Genomic DNA, 17,630 nt, shown 5'->3' with positions numbered 1-17,630 from the left:
AGTTGGTTAAGATCTCGACTATTTACAGCTTGGCAACGCAAGGTACAATTAAAATCGTACTTGGAGCCGTTCAACTGATCGAGACTTGATCAACTTGTGCAGAGAATGATCATGCGTCGGCCCTGGCTTCCACCCGCACGGTGGCGGGTTGGCCGCAGACCTGGCATTGTTTTCTGGCCATGCTGATGCTCCTGAGAAGGTTGACAAGGTTGAGGCGACGAGGCATCGCGAGCCGCGACACCTCGTCTCGTACCGGGTTTTTCTTGTGACGAACGAGCCGGCGACGTCAGCTGTTGATCGGGATCGAACGTCCCTGCTTCGGCGCGCTGACCTCGCGCTTGTCGATCGTGACCGTGAGCACCCCGTTCTTGAACGATGCCTTGATCGAATCCTGATTGGCGTCGTCAGGCAGGTTCAAGGCGCGGTGAAAGCTGCCGTAGGTGCGCTCCACACGGTGGAAGCCACCTTCCTTCTTCTCCTGTTCCTGGCGCTTCTCGCCACGCACCACCAGCACGTCGTTGTCGAGGGTGATCTGGATGTCCTTTTCCTCGACACCGGGCACTTCCAGGGCAATCTTGTACTGCTTGTCGGTTTCCTGGATGTCCAGGGCCGGCTTCAGCATGCCCGACCAATCGGATGGCAGCCGCGGCATGGCCAGCGCCGGAAAACCGAAGCCCCGGAACGCGTCATCGAACAGCCGGTCGATCTCGCGATGCAGTTGCAGGATCGGGCTGACTGGCCCGCTCGCCGCTGGCAGGTCATTGCGCTGCACCGGCAGGGAAGAGGCGGTCTGCTGCTCTTGCTGCTCGTTCTTGAACCAGTTCCAGGGAGCCAACTTCTTGAAATCGATGTCCATGTCATACCTCCAGAAAAATTGAAAAACGAGTTACTCAAGCCCTTTGCCTGCTGCGACGGGCAGTGCGCCCAGGCGACACGGGCTGCTCGGATGACTTCTGCTGTTCACGCTTGCGCATCACCTCCTTCTTTGCTCCGGCTCGGGTCTGATCATTGATCCACTGATCGATTTCACTTTGACGAAACCGCCACGTCCCGCCGACCTTGAAGGCCGGAATTTCCCCGTGCGCGGCGAGCCGGTAAAGCGTCCGCTTGCCGACCTTTAAGTAGGTAGCCAACTCGTCGAGTGTGAAGATCGCCTGCTGGCGCGCTGTCATACCACCCCCACAAGTTCCGTCGTCACGCGGCCTCGCTCGAGGAAATTCTTGCAAGACTTTGCAAGATATTGCGCCTAACATGCCGAAAGTCAAGAGTCAACATCCAGCGACCTGCTGGCCGATTGATGTGACTCAAATCTTCAAGGACGGTATGCCAGGGCGGGCCGGTCCGGCGCAGGGGACGGTGGGTTGATCGGGACCTTGCGGGCGCCGCCCACGGCCGCAGATCAAACACCGATCCTCACGTTGTAACCGAGCGCCCGCAGCCCCTTGCTCGTGCGCATGTTCCTTGGCGGAAACTCGTCTGGGCGCGCCCAGCCGACGATTTCCCCGAGACTGCTCAGGCCAATGTGCGGAATGGCCCAGTCGTCGCTGCGGATCGCGTTCCAGAGTCGGGCCGAAACACTTCCGTTGCCCCAGACAGCGTAGTTCAACAGTATCCGTCCGGCCAACACACCTTCCCGACACCGCCGCCGAAGGCCATGGCCCATCAAGCGGATTTTCCATGCCCCCTCAGCGCCGTACCTACAGCAAATCTTTCAAGGCCCAGGTCATTCAGGAGTGTTCTGAACCCGGTGCCTCCATCGCAAACATCGCCTTGGGCTACAGCCTCAATGCCAACCTCGTCCACAAATGGATTCGGCTGCATACCCAGAAAACCACGGCTATCCAGCCAGCGTTCATCCCGTTGCCTTCTCAAATGCTCGGCGCGGGATCGCATGCTCAAGTGCGCTGCTGCGATCATGAGTTTGATCCAGTCGGCCCGTAATAATGGGCACGATCCGTATGCCTATCTCAAGGATGTGCTGACACGGTTGCCGACGCAGCGGGCGAGTGAGATTGCAGAGCTGCTGCCGCATAGGTGGCATCCGGCATAGTCGCGCAAGACGGTTTGCCCGCACGCTTACGTTCAACAGCTCAAGCACCGTCCGCCCTTCGCGGGATCGTTGCCGCCAGAGCCACACGCCGAACTTTTCCACCTTGTCGTCGCCGGCCTGCGGTCAGTCAGGCAAGCCCAGGTGCTCGTTTTCCTGCTTGATCGCGTGGTCTCGGATCGCGTGCACCCGGGAAACGGCATCCACGAACTGCCACCATCTCTTAGCTTGGCGGGGTCAAGCCAGCCGGGATGCCCGGACGGTTACGCTGGTCCGCGCCCAGTTGCAGCACCAAGGTCGGCCGCAGTGATGAAGCGGGTCTTGATGCCGCACTGCGCCGCCCGATAGCGCAGTGCGATGGCCAGATGCGTCTTGCCGACTCCCAAGGGGCCTATATCGCCTTGGCACGGCTCCGGGCAGTTTCGGGGAGGCTGCACGCAGTGCGCGACAAGATGTATCGCAGCCGAACTGCGGTGTATTCTGCAATCAGCCTAGGGCCGCGCGTATCCGCTGCTTCCAGTCGAACACCCGGGCATGGTTGGCCCCAGGTGAGCTTTCTTTCGGGTGATGCACAGAGTGCAAAGGCTCACAGTACTTCGCCATGGTGCCTGGCCAACGCAACGAGCCTTTCACTGTCTCCCTCAAGATCCTGTCTATGCATTTTCCTGCCTCAACACCTGCTTTGAAGCCCATGATCCGCGTTGACATGGTCTTCCTGTTGTCTGAGGTATCTATTTCTAGAAGGTAGCGTTGATCGCCGTTTTGCAGCTTGAACCTTGCCAGCAGATAGCAGCGTGATTTTTCGTGATCAATCATGTGGTAGCTGCAACGTGGAACGGGCGGCAGAGGCCTCACTTCCAGTGCTACCAGCGCAACTCCAGACTCTTGGGTGATTTGTTCAAGAATCTCTCGGAGCAGCGAGAAGCGATCTGCAAGCCGTTCATGCTCGTCCCCATCACCCTCTCCCTCACCCAATTGTTGGAATTCTCCTGACGCTATGCTGCCCTCGCTCACAGGATCAGCCACGCCGAAGAGTTGACTTTCTCTGCTCGGGCATTGCTCGTCGTCGACCTTCTTGCCATGAGCGTTGGCACGCTCCCCGTTGTAGGCGATCTTGGTGCGCAGCTGAGCATCAAACGTGACTCCCTCAACGGGCAGGTGAATCAACCTCTGCTCCTTGGCAGCAGTCGGCTCTTCGTCAGTATCCACCTCCAACTCCTTGCCTCCCGATGGCACGGATACACAGCCTGTGCTATCTCCCCTGACGGGTAACTTGAGAGCAGGATGGTGGAAAAAAATATCACCGCGATGGCTAAACCGGAGCCCCTGAAGCTTTTCGATCTCCCAGACCAGCAATTCGTTGCTTTCCGGATCAAAGGGGCCTCGCACATCCATGGTGGTACCCACGAGGGAAGGGGGTGCCATGAAGTCGAACTGCCACCTGGCATACGCCGACTCTTGCGGTACCCGCTCTTGCCTTTGATTGAGGCTTTGCCAGATTGACTCGAAGGATCGCTTCACATCCTGATTCAGCAGCAGCCAACTGAAATGGTCTCTGTATCCCTTGATTTTGAGAAGCTGACTTGGCGCACCTGTCTTCGGGGGCGTATGGATATGAACAACATCGCCCTCTCTGTAGACCGTGAAGGCCATGTCCAAGCCATTCGGTGCGAAGGCTGCACGGACGATGAAGGCAGCGTGGAAGAACATTTTTCGCGCCAGCTCGAATTTCGGCAGCCAGACGGTCAGACCATTGACCTCGAACACAAAGCATCGCTGTCCAGATATCTCAGGATTTGCAGCAAGCCTTCTGGCCAGACGTGGGCACTCACCCAACTGCCGTTCCCGCCAGGTATCTATTGCAGGAAGCACCACCGTCTTCTTGAAACCACTGGGACGATAAGGAGCCCCTTCTTCGCCAAGAAACTCGCGACCAACGGCCAAGACACACGACATCTCCTGTGCGAACCGCTGCAACTGCAACTGACCGTTACGCTCAAAGAGAGCCGCCAAGCGCCACTCGGCCGCCGAAGTCGGGGCCCTGAAAAAATTTCCAACGGCCAGCAACCTGGATCCGTTCGGGATCTGACGAAATACTGTCCTATTCAATCCAACTTCCTACCAATCGAATGAATTCAGTGGTCAGAGGTGCCATCTTGCTCTTTTCTAACCCACAACGCTTTTCCAGCTCCCAGCGCCTGGACGTTATGCCAGTCTGTACATCCTCCAGCATTGCTGCAGTCAGGCGACGGATCTGATATTCCCCGACAGACTCGGCATAGCGATCCAGGAAAGTGCGGCACAGGGGCAGTTGAGCGAGATGATGCTCGACTGATGCCCGATGGGGTAGCTGCTGCAGGAACCAGTTGCGACTCCTGCGCGGAAGGCTCCGGTCTTCTTCGCTGTCTCTGCCAATTCGGATCAGCAGGCGTACCAGCTTTCTGTCCCGCGCTTGCCAGTCAACATGGCTGTTGTTGCCCTGTCGGCGCGGTCTGGCCTGATTCTCAGCCATCAGCCAGCTTCGGTCATGACGATAGAGCCAGGCGTAACATGCCTCTCCTCCGTTTTGCCTGGCTGCCTTGGCGCCACCGTGGTTATCCAGTGCTTGCAGCCAAACGGCTCGGTATTGCTGCTTTTGCTCAAATTCAGCGGGGAGCAGCTGCACTGACCGGTCGGAGGCAGGGTCGACCTGGCGAATCTTCGCCTCGCTGATCAGCTCGCCAGCATGCTGGCCAGGGCGCAGGCTGGTCCAGACGATCAGATGCTGCAGCGCACTGAATCCCTTGCGATGCTTCCTGAATATCGCCAACAGCCAGGGCGGAGGCTCTCCGGATGTCAGCAGACCGTTCGCAGCAAGCCAATCCCTGCGATGGGATGCCAGAATCTTCTCCCAGATGACTTCAGCCCTGACCTGACGGCCGCGTCTGGCGCCGCACTCTGTTGCCAGGTGCCGGTACAGGTTGGTCCAGCGTCCGTAGCCAGGCGATTGCACCTCTTCGAGCGCCAGCAGCTGCATAGCAGCCTTGGCGAGCCTGATAGCCTCCTCGCCCGCAGGACTCATGTGAAGATCAGGTGGAAGAAACAGTGGGGAGGCTGGATGAAACTCGTGCCGCTGCGCTCGACGGAACGGGATAGGTGAGTTCAGGAGCTGACAGCCATGCTCGGGACAGGCATCTATCCCTTGAATCTGCCAGCTACGCCGCCAGTAGGGTTCACCGTAGCGCGCAGCCATATCTTCAAAGCAGATCGGGCAGTAACGCAGCCAATCGGGCCACTTGACCAAGGCCGTCGAGGCCCCAGACAGACCAATCGTCGGCCGGTCGGGAGCAAGCATGGCCTGAAAAAGATCGGTACGGCGCTCCGGCGGAATGAAAGGGGCATAGAGCGGGAACAGCGTGTGATTCAGGATCATGCCTTCCGCATCCAAGCCCGTGTTGTTCGCCAACGCAGTCAGGTGTGTAGGCAGATCGGTAATCGCGGCAACCTTGCTGTCACCGAAAAGCATGTGCAGCAAGGTCTTGTGGTTGCCTATCCCCAGATGTACCCGGCACCGGGCAATACCGCTGTAAAGCAGTTCGTCCGGGTAGAGCCTGGGGAAGTACATTTCAGCTCGCTCTCAGCAGAGGCCGCAGATCGAGGATCAAGCCAGCCTGCTTGAATCTGTCATAGGCCTCGCTTTCAGGCCCATCGGCATAACGTCGGCGCAGATCCTCCTCGGATAGGCACCCCCACTCCGTCCGCTTAACTCTGGAAATGCCGGGCCTCTTGGGAGCGTCCTGCGCGAGGTAGGCCGTGGCCTTGTGAATCAGGGCCGCCAGCGGGATGTCCGGATTCTCCGCCAACAATTCATCGGCCATGGGAATGGCGATGTCCCTCGGGATTTCCATACCTTCGAGCAGGGCGGCCAGCCGCTTTGCCTTGTCATCTGCCGGAGGGGCCGGCGGTTTAGGTTGGGGGACGCTATCCAGAGAGCGAGTCAGGGCCAGCAACCGTCCCTCGATCTCTGGCATCAGCAGGTCGTCATATTTGGCGATCAGCTCGGGCCTACCGCTCCGCAAGGCCGCTAGCATCGGATGGACCGGTTTGAACTCGTCCTCGAAAACCCTGCGCAGCAACAGCGGCTTGATGCACTCGACACCTGTCACTATCGCCCGGATCTGCGCCAGCGCGAACAGCTTGATGATGATGTCCATGACCCCTTGGGTGAGGTCGTACATCGTAGCCTCCAGTTCATCATCCAGCGGCGCCGCATTTCGCAGCCACTGATACTTCCAGAGCCGCTTCAACAGACGCTTCCAATGCTCGTCCCGAGGCAACCTATCCCAGCGGATGCTGCCCAACCCGGAGACCCGCCGAGCAGCCCGGAACGTGCGCTGGAAGAACTTGCTGGCCCGGTGGGTGCCGACCTGAATGATCGGAACACCGATGGTGTTCACCAGCGACACGAAGAAATTGTGCATTTTTTCGGCACCACCGGAGCGTGCCTCGTTGAGGTTCTGAACCTCGTCGATGATCAGCACTCCGAGCGCGTGCAGATTGGCTACCTGGCACATGGATGCCAGCAGACGTTTGGTACCCAGCTTCTTGCGTCCGTGGCTACGGCTGTAGTAGGTACCCAGGATCTTGTCTACTTCGTTGAAGAAGCTCAGGCACAGCTCATCCAAGTCACCGTCAATTGGGCAGTCGACCTTCAGATAGACCAGTTGAGTGATGTTGTAATCAGGGTGATGGAGGGCTTGGGGGTACATGCCCAGAATCCGCTCCAGCGTGCGCGTCTTGCCGCAACCGGAGCAGCCGAACAGCGACAGGCTGTTGGCCGTAGAGGAGACACTCTGGTACACCGCCGCATCCAGATCCTCCTCCTCGACACGGCGATAGCCATTCTGCAGGTGCGCATACCAGGCACCACTGGCCGGATTCCGACCGATGTACCCTTGACGGATCATCAGGCTGATCTTGCTCTCCAGCTCCAAGTGATGGCTCAGCGGCTGGAAGAAGCCGTGCAACAGGCGGGCAATTGCATGTGCCCTGAGCCGACCATCCAGAAGCGCCTCCTGCGGCTCGAAACCGGGAAGCTGCTGCAATAGACCGACCACCTCCTGCAGATCAGGAATCGGAGGCAATGCGCTGATGAGCGGATTGTCCTGATACTCAGGAAGCTGCTGCTCCTGGTAACGCGCCAGGGGAATGACTCCGCGCTGGAATTCTTCAGTCATCCTCTTCCTCCTTGAATATCAGGTCACTGAGATCTGGGAAGGCATAATCTTCCTGCTTCTCGCCCCGCAGTGGGATCACCTCGGCTGGCTTTTTCTGCTGTGATTTCTCCAGTTTGAATGCTGTTTTCTGGCGTTCCTGGCGCTTTTCCTGCTGCTTGTTCTCGCGGATCTGGGTTCCCAGATCCTTCGTGGTCATACCCGTTTTGACCGGACTGGCATCCTCTGCCTGGGCAACGATGGACTCGATCTGCTTCAGAAGACTGCCTCTCTCTACCAAAGCTTCAGCCGCCGCGTTGGTATCGCTACGCCGTTCCTCTCTGGACAGCAGCCAGACATCCCAGAAGGTCATCCCCCTGAAGCGTCGACTACGGTCGGCCAGATCGCAAACCCAGTAGTCCTTGAGACTATTGGACGGCCGCAGGTAGATATGGTCGGCGCTACGCGGATCGTATGCGACCGTTACCCCTGTCGGCCGGCGCCCCTGGCCTCGGTGAAACCAACCTTCCCTGATTGCTTCCTGGCAGGTGTAGAAGCAGCCGAACAGCCTGATTCCCAGCTCCGAAACCGTGGCCGACTCATGGGGCAAAAGATTGATCCGCACCAGCTCCTCGGGCGCAGTACGTAACCGGCCGGTCAGGTTGGCCAAGCCCCAGTTCCACAGCATGACCGGGATGGCTGGCAGATCGCCCGGCATACCAGAGGTCCTGTCGTATTTGCTCAAGGTGTGGAAGTTGTTGTGGTAGAGGATGCCGGCGATGATGATCTTCGTGAATTCAGGCAAGGTCAGACTGGCATCAAGCCTGTAGTCGTGGCCACCCCGCTTCCGGCTGGTATTGTCCTCGACCACACCGCAGGCATAGGGCTTGAAACGCTCCTGCACCGTCCGGAAATAACGCTCGACGATACCCTTGGCATCTCCTCGCCTGGCCGGGGCATTCTCGATGCGAACGCCGAAGGCTTGGGAAAATGCTTCCACCTTGGTGCCATTCAGTTCGCCCTTATCGGCCAGCACCACACCCGGCAAGCCTTTGACCGGCCAGTCGCTGGCATCGATCTCCACGCCATACTGGAGGCAATACTCAACCTTGTCGGCGACCGTGTTGGCCAATGCCACCATGGCACTGACCCAGGAAGGCCCCTCGAATCCGACGTACATACCAACGACCATGCGGCTGAACACGTCGATCACCATGTAAACGACAGGCCTGCCGACGATAAGGCTGCGATCATGTTCTGAAACCAGATAGATATCGGCGATGGTGGCATCGATCTGGTAGCGGTATCCGGGCCCCAGTGCCTCGGTCGTCGATGTACTGCTGAGCGGTCGGAAGTCCTTGGCAAAATCCACTGCGGACACCCTGCATGGCAAGGTGTCGGTGAAGTGATATTCGCGCCCATAGAAGTAACGGAACTGCCCCAATGTAGGCAGTTCGGAGGTCGGCAGCTCCGTCAGAACAGCACGGAGCAGATTCAGCCCGGCGGCGTAGGCATCAGGAATGGACGGATGTTTTTCCTTGAGCAAACGTTCCTCGATGACCCGGCGAAAAATGCGCTCGATGTCCGGCGTGACATTGCTCCCTTTCCCCTCCATCACCACTCTGGGCCTGCCCAGCTTGGCCTGGTTCGGCTTTCTGCGCTTGCCACGGGCGCCCGAGTTGACATAGTCCGGCAAGAGGGCATTCCTGCACATGCCTCGCTGCCAGTAGCGCCTCAGTAACCTATACACCGTCTGATTGGTGACACCATGGCGCTCCATGATGCCTCTGACAATGAGCCCTCTGGGGCGCCGCACGAAAAGCTGGGGGTCGTGCACAAAATCCGCCAGCATTCCCCAAGCTTCATCACGCTTCTGCTGATCAAGGGAACCTTCCTCAACCTCCCGTAGGACTGTTTCCTCGAAGGGATCGGCAATGCTCTCCAGCTCCCGCTCCATGATCAGACGCTCCAGCTCTACAATCGATATCGGTTCGGGCAACGCCGTGTCCGAATCGATATCGATCCAGATTGCCTGCTCGGTACCGGACCAAAGCAGGCGCTTTCGCAGTTCCCCCATCCGGAACACCTGATTAACGGGCAACACTGCTCAGCTCCTGATGCATTTGATGAGAGTTGGCAACCAGGTCTTTCGGCTTCAGCTCCCGGTAAGGAGTGTCAAGATCGAAAAGGAAACAGTGCCGGGCCAGCAACTGGCGTAGCCAATAGAGCGCCTGACCGGCCTCCAGCTGGCCGGAGGTATCCAGTCCTTGGGCAATAGCGGTCAGCTTCCGGTCTGGGTGACGCTGAAACTCGAGCAGAAACAGCTGCTGGTAATGGGCGAGATCGTCCTGAGCGATGTCGCCTTCAGCATGGGCAGGATAGAGCCATTGGATATTGGCAAATGCCACCTTGGATACCTCGCGCTCCGTGACGATGACCCAGGGAATACCTTTTTCCTGCCAGTAGCGCCTTTCAAGCTCAAGCCTCTCGATAACTTCAGGCTTCTGCAGGTCGGTACTGTACTTGGCCTGAATCGCGATGCTCGGGCGCTGAGGATCTTCGAAATCTACCAGAAAGTCGCTGGTCAGTACCTGCGGGGTCCCCTTGTAACAACCGTGGGGCAGGCCAAGCTCCTCGGCGATGCGCACCGTATCTTCGACCCGCATCGGAAACTGTTCACGGATATCGGTGACATGGGGAGACCGATCCAAGGTCAGGAAGATGGCCAGTTCAAGATCGGATAGAAGATGGTGTAAACGCCGGGTCTTGCTGCCAGGCAGGCGGTGGGAGCGACCCAGCGAGGACACGTCCCTGGTGTAGATGAACGGCTTGTAGTCTGATCCCTGGCCTTGGCCACGCCCGTCCTTGAGCCTTCTATCGATCTGGGCCTGGGTCAGCCCCTTGAATGTTCCAGACATGAGAAAGCCTGCCCCCGCTGTGTCGATGACCTCAACATAGCGGATGCAGGCTCAGAATGAAACTTTATTTATACGGATGATACTTTATTTATACGGATGAACCTTTATTTGCATCCCACACCACCTTTTTATTCATGACAATGGCTTATTCCACGGTCACGGATTTCGCCAGGTTGCGCGGCTGATCCACGTCTGTACCCTTGATGAGGGCGACGTGGTAGGAGAGCAGCTGCAGCGGCACGGTATAGACGATGGGGGCGATCACCTCTTCCACGTGGTTCAGGCACATCACTCGCATGGTCTCGTCGCTCTTGAAGCCGGTATCCGCATCGGCGAACACATAGAGGATGCCGCCGCGAGCACGCACCTCTTCCACGTTGGACTTGAGCTTCTCCAGCAGATCGTTGTTCGGCGCCACCACTATGATGGGCATCTCGGCATCGATCAGGGCCAGCGGACCATGCTTCAGCTCACCGGCAGCATAGGCCTCGGCGTGGATGTAGGAGATCTCTTTGAGCTTGAGCGCCCCTTCCATGGCAATGGGGTACTGGCTGCCACGGCCGAGGAACAGGCTGTGGTGCTTGTCGGCAAACTCTTCGGCCAGGGTCTCGATCTGCTTGGCCAGCGCCAGGCTCTCCTTGATGCGCAGCGGCAGGGCTTGCAGCGCCTTGACCAGCTCGGCCTCGGCGGCTGCGCTCAGGTTGCCACGGCAGTGGCCGACGGAGGCCACCAGCATCAGCAAACCCGCCAGCTGGGTGGTAAACGCCTTGGTGGAGGCTACCCCGATCTCGGCGCCGGCCCGGGTCATAAAGGCCAGGTCCGACTCGCGCACCAGAGAGGAGCCCGGCACGTTGCAGATAGCCAGGGAGCTCATGTAGCCGGACTCCTTGGCCAGGCGCAGCGCGGCCAGGGTATCGGCAGTCTCACCGCTCTGGGAGAGAGTCACCAGCAGGCTGTTGGGGCGCACCACGGACTTGCGGTAGCGAAACTCGGAGGCGATCTCCACGTCGCAGGAGACGCCGGCGATCTCCTCGAACCAGTAGCGGGCCACCATGCCGGAGTTGTAGGAGGTGCCACAGGCGACGATCTGCACGTGCTCGACCTTGTCGAAGATGACGCGTGCTCCGTTGCCGAAGGACTCGACCACCACGTGATCACTGCCCAGACGCCCTTCCAGGGTGTTGGTGATGGCCTTGGGCTGCTCGTAGATCTCCTTGAGCATGTAGTGGCGGTATTCGCCCTTGTCACCGGCATCGTGGGAGAGCTCGGACTCCAGCTCCTCGCGCACCACGGCCTCGCCGTGGGTATCGAAGATGTGCACGTCGCGGCGGGTCACCTCGGCCACGTCACCCTCTTCCAGGAAGATGAAGCGACGGGTCACCGGCAGCAGCGCCATCTGGTCGGAGGCGATGAAGTTCTCGCCGATGCCGCGACCGATCACCAGCGGGGAGCCGGAACGGGCCACCACCACACGGCTGTCGTCACGGCTGTCCATGACCACGGTGCCGTAGGCGCCGCGCAACTGCTTCACCGCGACCTGCATGGCCGCCAGCAGGCTGGGGGCGGATTTAAGTTCGTGGTGCACCAGGTGGGCGATCACCTCGGTGTCGGTGTCGGAGCTGAACACATAACCCAGCGCCTTCAACTCTTCCCGTAGCTCTTCGTGGTTCTCGATGATGCCGTTATGCACCACCACGATATGCTCGGAGACGTGGGGGTGGGCATTGCGCTCGGACGGCTCGCCGTGGGTGGCCCAGCGGGTATGGGCAATGCCGGTACCGCCGTGTACGGACTGCTCTTCCAGCGCCTTGGCCAGCTCGGCTACCTTGCCCAGACGACGGACCCGCTGCAGCGGACGATCGGCGCTGAACACGGCGACCCCGGCAGAGTCATAGCCACGGTATTCCAGACGGCGCAGGCCCTCTACCAGAATTTCAGCCACATCACGTTGGGCGACGGCCCCGACGATGCCACACATAGACTTCTCCTTGAGACGTAAGACGTTAATTCGATTGGATAATGGATTGTTCAGGTCAAACGGCCACGGGGGCGCAAATCAGCGTGATCCCCCTGGCCTGGATCTGTTCTCTGGCCTCACCAGCCAGCCCCTCATCGGTCACCAGGGTATGGATGCCGGACCAGGGCAGCTCGAGATTGGGGATCTTCCGGCCGATCTTCTCCGACTCCACCATGACGATGACCTCCCGCGACACCTCGGCCATCACCCGGGAGAGGCCCACCAGCTCGTTGAAGGTGGTGGTGCCGCGCTCCGGGTCGATGCCGTCGGCGCCGATGAAGAGCTGGTCGAAGTCATAGGATCGCAGCACCTGCTCCGCCACCTGGCCCTGGAAGGACTCGGAATGTGGGTCCCAAGTGCCTCCGGTCATTAACAGGGTAGGCTCATTTTCCAGCTCGCGCAGGGCGCCGGCCACATTGAGGGAGTTGGTCATGACGATGAGGCCGCGCTTGTTGCCCAGCATGGGGATCATGGCGCTGGTGGTGCTGCCGCTGTCGATGATGACGCGGTTGTGATCGCGGATCCGCTCGGCGGCGGCGCGGGCAATGGCCAGCTTTCGTTTCGAAACCTGATCCGTATTGCTGTCCACCACCATCTCGCTGGGCAGGGGCACGGCACCGCCGTAACGGCGCAGCAGCAGACCGCCGGTCTCCAGCACGGCCAGATCCTTGCGGATGGTCACTTCGGAAGTGGAGAAGTGCCTGGCCAGGGCGTCGACGCTCACTTCACCCTGTTCCTGTACCAGGCTGACGATGGTGTGGCGACGCTGTTGAGTGTTGCGTTTGGTCATCTATAAGTTTCGATCCGAAAGAATGGCGAAATATTAATACCTTTTCGGGAAAAATCAAACGGCAAATAGGATCCAATTTGGTTCGATGCCAGAATGGGCAAGCCGATTTGCGACGAGGACATCATGCAAAAACGACTCATCTGGCTGGTGGAAGACGAGGCCAGCATTGCCGACACCCTGATCTACGCCCTGCAGACAGACGGTTTCGAGGTGGAGTGGTTCCCCCTCGGCCAGCCGTTGCTGGCGCGACTGGAACAGACGCGACCGGACTTCCTCATTCTGGATGTGGGGCTGCCGGACATCAGCGGCTTCGAGCTGTGCAAGCAGGTTAGGGCCCGTTGCGACGTTCCGCTGATGTTTCTCACCGCCCGCAGCGAGGAGATAGACCGCCTGATCGGGCTGGAGATCGGGGCCGACGACTATGTGGCCAAACCCTTCTCTCCGCGGGAGGTGTGCGCCCGGGTGCGGGTCATCCTGCGCCGCAGCCAGCCAACCGCCCCCCGGCAGGAGCACTTCCTGGTGCTGGACGAGGAGCGGGCCCGTATCTGCTTCCTGGGGCAGCCGCTGGCCCTCACCCGCTACGAATACCTGTTGCTCAAGACGCTCATGCAGTCCCCCGGCCGGGTCTACTCCCGCCAGCAGCTGATGGAGCTGGTGTGGCAGGACGCGGAGGAGAGCCTGGACCGCACCGTCGATACCCACATCAAGACCCTGCGCGCCAAGCTGAGGGAACGGGACCCGGAAGCCAACCTGATCCTGACCCACCGCGGGCTGGGCTACAGTCTGGAGCTGGCATGAACTCAGGGTGGCCGGGCATCGGCAGGGGGATGAGATGAGAATCGGATTGCAACTGCTGTGCGGCCTGGTGCTGATCTTCGCCCTGGCCGCCTGGTTCGTGCTGGAGATCTTCGTCGAGGAGATCAAGCCCGGGGTGCGCAGCGCCACCGAAGACACCCTGGTAGACATGGCGCAGATGCTGGCCCCCCTGGCCCTGGACGACATGCAGGAAGGAAAGATGGCGAATGGCCGGCTGGCCAGCGCCTTCGCCCGCCTCAACCAGAGTCCCATCAATGCACTCATCGATGGCCACCTCAAGCAGCAGGCGGAGTACCGCATCTATGTGACCGACGCAAAAGGCAGGGTGGTCTACGACTCGGACGGGGTGGATCTGGGCAAGGACTACTCGCGCTGGAACGACGTCTACCTGACCCTGCGCGGCGAATATGGCGCCCGCAGCACCCGCAGCGACCCCGACGATCCCGCCAGCTCGGTGATGCACGTGGCCGCCCCGCTGCGGGAAGGGGATGACATCCTCGGCTCCCTCACCGTCGCCAAGCCCAACAGCACCCTGCAGCCCATGATAGAGCGCAGCGAACAGCAGTTGCTGAAAGGGGCGGCCCTGCTGCTGTTCATCTCGCTGCTCATCGGCGCCTTGCTGGTGTGGTGGCTCAACCGCGCCATCGGCAAGCTGGTGCACTATGCGGATGCAATCAGCCAGGGTCAGCCCGCCAGCCTGCCGCGCCTCTACAGCCCCGAACTGGACAGGCTAGGCCACTCCCTGGAAACCATGCGCCGCCAACTGGACGGCAAGGCCTATATCGAGGCCTATGTCCACAGCCTGACCCACGAGCTCAAAAGCCCGCTGGCGGCCATTCGCGGGGCGGGGGAGATTCTGGCCGAGGCGCCGCCGCCGGACATCGCAAAGCGCTTTATCGGCAACATCAATCTGGAGACGGCCCGCATGCAGCAGCTGATCGAGCGCATGCTGCAACTCGCCCGCCTCGAATCAGGGCAGGGGCTGGACAGACAATCCGTTGAGCCGGCCCGGCTGGGCAGACGGGTGCTCGATGCCCGCCAGATCCAGGCCCAGCGCCGCCAGATCGCCCTGCACGCCGAGCTGGGGGAAAGTCAGAAGCAGAAGTGGGATCCCCTGCTGGTGGAGCAGGCCCTTGGCAACCTGCTGGACAACGCCCTCGATTTCGCCCCCGCCGGCAGTACCCTGGTGCTGAGCGGCGCCATGGAGGAGGGGGGTTATTGCTTCCGGGTGCGGGATCAGGGGCCAGGCATTCCCGACTTTGCGCTGCCCAGGATTTTCGAGCGTTTCTACTCCCTGCCAAGGCCAGACAAGGGCAAGAGCAGCGGCCTCGGGCTCAGTTTTGCCATGGAGGTGGCACGCCAGCATGGCGGCCATCTTGCTCTTGCCAATCAGCCGGACGGGGGGGTGCTGGCCACACTCTGGCTGCCCGGCAACTGAGGACACTTCACACCAAGCACACAGAGCCGGGCTAAGCTGCACCTCCTCGATGACGACCGTCCCCGTCGATGCGCATTCATATTAATCAAGGAGATAGATATGCCCCGTATGCTGTTGTCCGGTCTGCTTGCCGCTGGCCTCTTCTGTGCACTGCCTGCCAGCGCCGCTTCTGGCTGCATGCTGTTTGCCGACGGCACCGGCAAACCCGTCAGCACCCAGGGGGACTGTGCCGCCCAGTTGACCCCGGCCTCCACCTTCAAGATCCCGCTGGCACTGATGGGCTATGACAGCGGCTTCCTGGTGGATGAACAACTGCCGGCCCTGCCGTTCAAGGCCGGTGATCCTGATTTCCTGCCGGAGTGGAAACAGACCACCACCCCGAGCAGCTGGATGCAATTCTCGGTCATCTGGTACTCGCAGCGCCTCACCGAGTGGCTGGGAGAGGCTCGCTTCCAGCACTACGTGGACAGCTTCGACTACGGCAACCGGGATCTCGAAGGCAACCCAGGCAAGCACGACGGTCTGACCCAGGCCTGGCTCAGCGCCAGCCTCGCCATCAGCCCCCAGGAGCAAGCCCGCTTCCTTGGCAAGATGGTGAGCGGCAAGCTGCCGGTCTCCGCCAAGACCCTGCACCATACCGCCAACCTGATGCGTCAGCCCGACATCGACGGTTGGCAGATCCACGGCAAGACCGGCATGGGTTACCCCAAGCTGCTGGATGGCAGCCTGGACAGGGAGCAGCAGATCGGCTGGTTCGTCGGCTGGGCCAGCAAACAGGGCAAGACGCTCATCTTCGTCCACACCGTAATCCAGAAGCCGGGCAAGCAGTTCGCTTCCCTCAGGGCCAGGGAGGAGGTGTTCGCCGCCCTGCCGGCCCGGTTGAAGACACTCTGATGCCAGCAACACCGGCGCCTGGCGCCGGTTTTTTTATCCCCCTTCACCACTACTTCACACTGCCCCATCCTCCCTTCACGCGACCCCGGCACACTCCCGTTCAACAACAAGGAGACGTGTCATGGTCAAACAGATTTTCACCCACAAGATCGCCCTGCTGCTGTTGCTCTGCCTGCTGATGATGATCCCGGTTCACGCCATCATGGAGCTGAATCGGGAGCGCCAGGCCTATCGCAGTCAGGCCATTCACAGCATCATGGCCAGCCACAGCGGGCCCCAGCGCCTGATGGGGCCCGTACTGGTACAACCCTATACCCGGGCCGTTACCGTCGAGCAGGATGGCAAACATTTCGTGCGCAAGGAGCAGGTCTATCGCTACCTGCTGCCCAAGAGGCTGGACGTGCGGGCCAGCATGGAGGTGACCCCGCGCAAGCTCGGCATCTATCAGGCCCAGATTTATCACAGTCGCCTCTCTCTCTCCGGCCTGATGCCCACCAGCCTGGCTGACAAGGGGCTGGTGGCCGGCAACCCGAACCTGAGCTTCGACCCGGCGGATCCCGCCCTGGTGCCGGGTAAACCCTATCTCAGCCTGATCCTCTCCGATGCCCGGGGTATCAGCCGCGTACCCGAACTGCAATGGGGGGAGCAACGCATCCCGTTTGCCCCTGGCGCCCAGCTGGGGGACGGGCGAGTGGGGATCCATGCCCCGCTCGACGCCTTGCCAGACGAAGATGGCCGCTTTCACATCGAGCTGGATCTGCAGGGCATGAACGCGCTGGAAGTGGTGCCGCTCGGACAGGACAGCCGGTTTCACCTGAGCGGCAACTGGCCCCATCCCAATTTTCTCGGCGACTTTCTGCCCGGTGAACGCACCCTTGCGGATCAAGGGTTCGAGGCAAGCTGGCAGACCAGCTGGTTCGCCACCGACATGGAGAGCCGCTTCAACCGCATGATGAAGGGAGCGGGCACCAAACTGCCGTCATTCAGCGTCAGCCTGGTGCAACCGGTGGATCACTATCAGCTGAACGAGCGGGCCGCCAAATATGCCCTGCTGTTCATCGGCCTCACCTTCATCAGCTTCTTCATGTTCGAGCTGCTCAAGGGGCTGCGGGTACACCCCATCCAGTACGCGCTGGTGGGCATGGGGCTGGCCATCTTCTATCTGGTGCTGCTGGCGCTGACCGAGCATCTCGGCTTTACCTGGGCCTATCTCATTGCCGCCCTGGCCAGTGTGGCCCTCAATGGCTTCTACCTGAGCCATGTGCTGGGCGGCCCGAAACAGGGCATGGGATTCGCCGCCCTGCTGGGGCTGGTCTACGCCATTCTGTTCGGGCTGCTGCAGGCCGAGGAGACAGCCCTGTTGCTCGGCGCCCTGCTGCTGTTCGCCACCCTGGCGCTTGTCATGGGGCTGACTCGCAAGCTCGACTGGTATCAGGTGATGGAGAGCAGTCCCTCCGCCACCGCATGGGCGGCCCCCCAGCCATCGACCAGTAACACCAGCCATCAGCCATAAGCAAA

The 17,630-nt window shown here is 60.4% G+C and carries 15 protein-coding genes and 2 pseudogenes; 6 read left to right on the top strand and 11 right to left on the bottom strand.

Features of this window, described 5'->3' with window-relative positions:
* Positions 1 to 286: 286 nt before the first annotated feature.
* The 3 genes from hsp20 to HKD46_RS16755 form a co-directional block, all read right to left on the bottom strand.
* Positions 287 to 856 carry a small heat shock protein sHSP20 gene (gene hsp20, locus HKD46_RS16765; RefSeq protein WP_034126243.1) on the bottom strand — a complete coding sequence of 190 codons (570 nt, stop codon included), beginning with the start codon at positions 854 to 856 and terminating at the stop codon, positions 287 to 289.
* Between the two features lie 34 nt (positions 857 to 890).
* Complete coding sequence (gene mads1, locus HKD46_RS16760) at positions 891 to 1,172, bottom strand: methylation-associated defense system helix-turn-helix domain-containing protein MAD1 (RefSeq protein WP_015060211.1); 282 nt, start codon at positions 1,170 to 1,172, stop codon at positions 891 to 893.
* A 227-nt stretch (positions 1,173 to 1,399) separates the two neighbouring features.
* Complete coding sequence (locus tag HKD46_RS16755; RefSeq protein WP_094966289.1) at positions 1,400 to 1,663, bottom strand: hypothetical protein; 264 nt, start codon at positions 1,661 to 1,663, stop codon at positions 1,400 to 1,402.
* A 14-nt stretch (positions 1,664 to 1,677) separates the two neighbouring features.
* On the opposite strand from HKD46_RS16755, the gene HKD46_RS16750 reads away from it, so the two are divergent.
* Together HKD46_RS16750 and HKD46_RS16745 are read left to right on the top strand one after the other, a co-directional pair.
* Positions 1,678 to 1,941 carry a transposase gene (locus tag HKD46_RS16750; RefSeq protein ID WP_001446199.1) on the top strand — a complete coding sequence of 88 codons (264 nt, stop codon included), beginning with the start codon at positions 1,678 to 1,680 and terminating at the stop codon, positions 1,939 to 1,941.
* Positions 1,898 to 2,050 (top strand): annotated as a pseudogene (locus HKD46_RS16745) (transposase domain-containing protein); the annotation flags it as partial. The gene HKD46_RS16750 and the pseudogene HKD46_RS16745, both read left to right, overlap by 44 nt.
* Positions 2,051 to 2,340: 290 nt before the next feature.
* Here HKD46_RS16745 and HKD46_RS16740 read toward each other — a convergent pair.
* The 8 genes and pseudogenes from HKD46_RS16740 to HKD46_RS16705 form a co-directional block, all read right to left on the bottom strand.
* A pseudogene (locus tag HKD46_RS16740) lies at positions 2,341 to 2,442 on the bottom strand (ATP-binding protein); the annotation flags it as partial.
* A gap of 91 nt (positions 2,443 to 2,533) precedes the next feature.
* Entirely contained in the window at positions 2,534 to 4,156 is a 1,623-nt protein-coding gene (locus HKD46_RS16735; protein WP_171865692.1) for a Tn7-like element transposition protein TnsE, read from the bottom strand.
* Positions 4,149 to 5,651 (bottom strand): TnsD family Tn7-like transposition protein, encoded by a 1,503-nt coding sequence (locus tag HKD46_RS16730; protein ID WP_161648084.1) that lies wholly within the window; start codon positions 5,649 to 5,651, stop codon positions 4,149 to 4,151. Before HKD46_RS16730 ends, HKD46_RS16735 begins: the two co-directional genes overlap by 8 nt.
* 1 nt (position 5,652) lies before the next feature.
* Positions 5,653 to 7,263, bottom strand: coding sequence for an ATP-binding protein (locus tag HKD46_RS16725; RefSeq protein WP_013984537.1), 1,611 nt, complete (start codon positions 7,261 to 7,263; stop codon positions 5,653 to 5,655).
* Entirely contained in the window at positions 7,256 to 9,343 is a 2,088-nt protein-coding gene (locus tag HKD46_RS16720; protein WP_311699459.1) for a Mu transposase C-terminal domain-containing protein, read from the bottom strand. The genes HKD46_RS16725 and HKD46_RS16720 overlap by 8 nt, the downstream gene beginning before the upstream one ends.
* A complete protein-coding gene (locus tag HKD46_RS16715; protein WP_000017067.1) occupies positions 9,330 to 10,157 on the bottom strand; it encodes a heteromeric transposase endonuclease subunit TnsA in 828 nt (275 codons plus the stop codon). The genes HKD46_RS16720 and HKD46_RS16715 overlap by 14 nt, the downstream gene beginning before the upstream one ends.
* Before the next feature lie 145 nt (positions 10,158 to 10,302).
* Positions 10,303 to 12,135, bottom strand: a complete 1,833-nt coding sequence (glmS, locus tag HKD46_RS16710) for a glutamine--fructose-6-phosphate transaminase (isomerizing) (RefSeq protein WP_052815142.1) — start codon at positions 12,133 to 12,135, stop codon at positions 10,303 to 10,305.
* 55 nt (positions 12,136 to 12,190) lie between these two features.
* Positions 12,191 to 12,964, bottom strand: a complete 774-nt coding sequence (locus tag HKD46_RS16705; RefSeq protein ID WP_052815143.1) for a DeoR/GlpR family DNA-binding transcription regulator — start codon at positions 12,962 to 12,964, stop codon at positions 12,191 to 12,193.
* A gap of 123 nt (positions 12,965 to 13,087) precedes the next feature.
* Here HKD46_RS16705 and blrA point away from each other — a divergent pair, with 123 nt between their 5' ends.
* The 4 genes from blrA (at position 13,088) to creD (ending at position 17,625) form a co-directional block, all read left to right on the top strand.
* On the top strand, positions 13,088 to 13,762 hold the full coding sequence (blrA, locus tag HKD46_RS16700; protein WP_052815152.1) for a beta-lactam response regulator transcription factor BlrA: 675 nt from the start codon (positions 13,088 to 13,090) through the stop codon (positions 13,760 to 13,762).
* Between the two features lie 34 nt (positions 13,763 to 13,796).
* Positions 13,797 to 15,218, top strand: a complete 1,422-nt coding sequence (blrB, locus tag HKD46_RS16695; RefSeq protein WP_171865691.1) for a beta-lactam sensor histidine kinase BlrB — start codon at positions 13,797 to 13,799, stop codon at positions 15,216 to 15,218.
* Positions 15,219 to 15,317: 99 nt separating this feature from the next.
* On the top strand, positions 15,318 to 16,112 hold the full coding sequence (locus tag HKD46_RS16690; protein WP_171865690.1) for a class D beta-lactamase OXA-1143: 795 nt from the start codon (positions 15,318 to 15,320) through the stop codon (positions 16,110 to 16,112).
* A gap of 121 nt (positions 16,113 to 16,233) precedes the next feature.
* Positions 16,234 to 17,625, top strand: coding sequence for a cell envelope integrity protein CreD (gene creD, locus HKD46_RS16685; protein WP_045522620.1), 1,392 nt, complete (start codon positions 16,234 to 16,236; stop codon positions 17,623 to 17,625).
* Positions 17,626 to 17,630: the final 5 nt, after the last annotated feature.

This window comes from Aeromonas sp. TW 6 (assembly GCF_013168745.1).
Lineage (GTDB): Bacteria > Pseudomonadota > Gammaproteobacteria > Enterobacterales > Aeromonadaceae > Aeromonas > Aeromonas caviae.
Note: the sequence above shows the minus strand (reverse complement) of the source record. Positions and strands in the feature narration are given on the sequence as shown.

Bases quoted from the DNA above. Each gene is read 5' to 3' on its own strand.
- HKD46_RS16750 (WP_001446199.1), top strand. From the start codon at position 1,678: ATGCCCCCTCAGCGCCGTACCTACAGCAAATCTTTCAAGGCCCAGGTC.
- blrA (WP_052815152.1), top strand. From the start codon at position 13,088: ATGCAAAAACGACTCATCTGGCTGGTGGAAGACGAGGCCAGCATTGCC.
- creD (WP_045522620.1), top strand. From the start codon at position 16,234: ATGGTCAAACAGATTTTCACCCACAAGATCGCCCTGCTGCTGTTGCTC.
- glmS (WP_052815142.1), bottom strand. From the start codon at position 12,135: ATGTGTGGCATCGTCGGGGCCGTCGCCCAACGTGATGTGGCTGAAATT.
- blrB (WP_171865691.1), top strand. From the start codon at position 13,797: ATGAGAATCGGATTGCAACTGCTGTGCGGCCTGGTGCTGATCTTCGCC.
- HKD46_RS16715 (WP_000017067.1), bottom strand. From the start codon at position 10,157: ATGTCTGGAACATTCAAGGGGCTGACCCAGGCCCAGATCGATAGAAGG.
- hsp20 (WP_034126243.1), bottom strand. From the start codon at position 856: ATGGACATCGATTTCAAGAAGTTGGCTCCCTGGAACTGGTTCAAGAAC.
- HKD46_RS16725 (WP_013984537.1), bottom strand. From the start codon at position 7,263: ATGACTGAAGAATTCCAGCGCGGAGTCATTCCCCTGGCGCGTTACCAG.
- HKD46_RS16755 (WP_094966289.1), bottom strand. From the start codon at position 1,663: ATGGGCCATGGCCTTCGGCGGCGGTGTCGGGAAGGTGTGTTGGCCGGA.
- mads1 (WP_015060211.1), bottom strand. From the start codon at position 1,172: ATGACAGCGCGCCAGCAGGCGATCTTCACACTCGACGAGTTGGCTACC.
- HKD46_RS16730 (WP_161648084.1), bottom strand. From the start codon at position 5,651: ATGTACTTCCCCAGGCTCTACCCGGACGAACTGCTTTACAGCGGTATT.
- HKD46_RS16690 (WP_171865690.1), top strand. From the start codon at position 15,318: ATGCCCCGTATGCTGTTGTCCGGTCTGCTTGCCGCTGGCCTCTTCTGT.
- HKD46_RS16705 (WP_052815143.1), bottom strand. From the start codon at position 12,964: ATGACCAAACGCAACACTCAACAGCGTCGCCACACCATCGTCAGCCTG.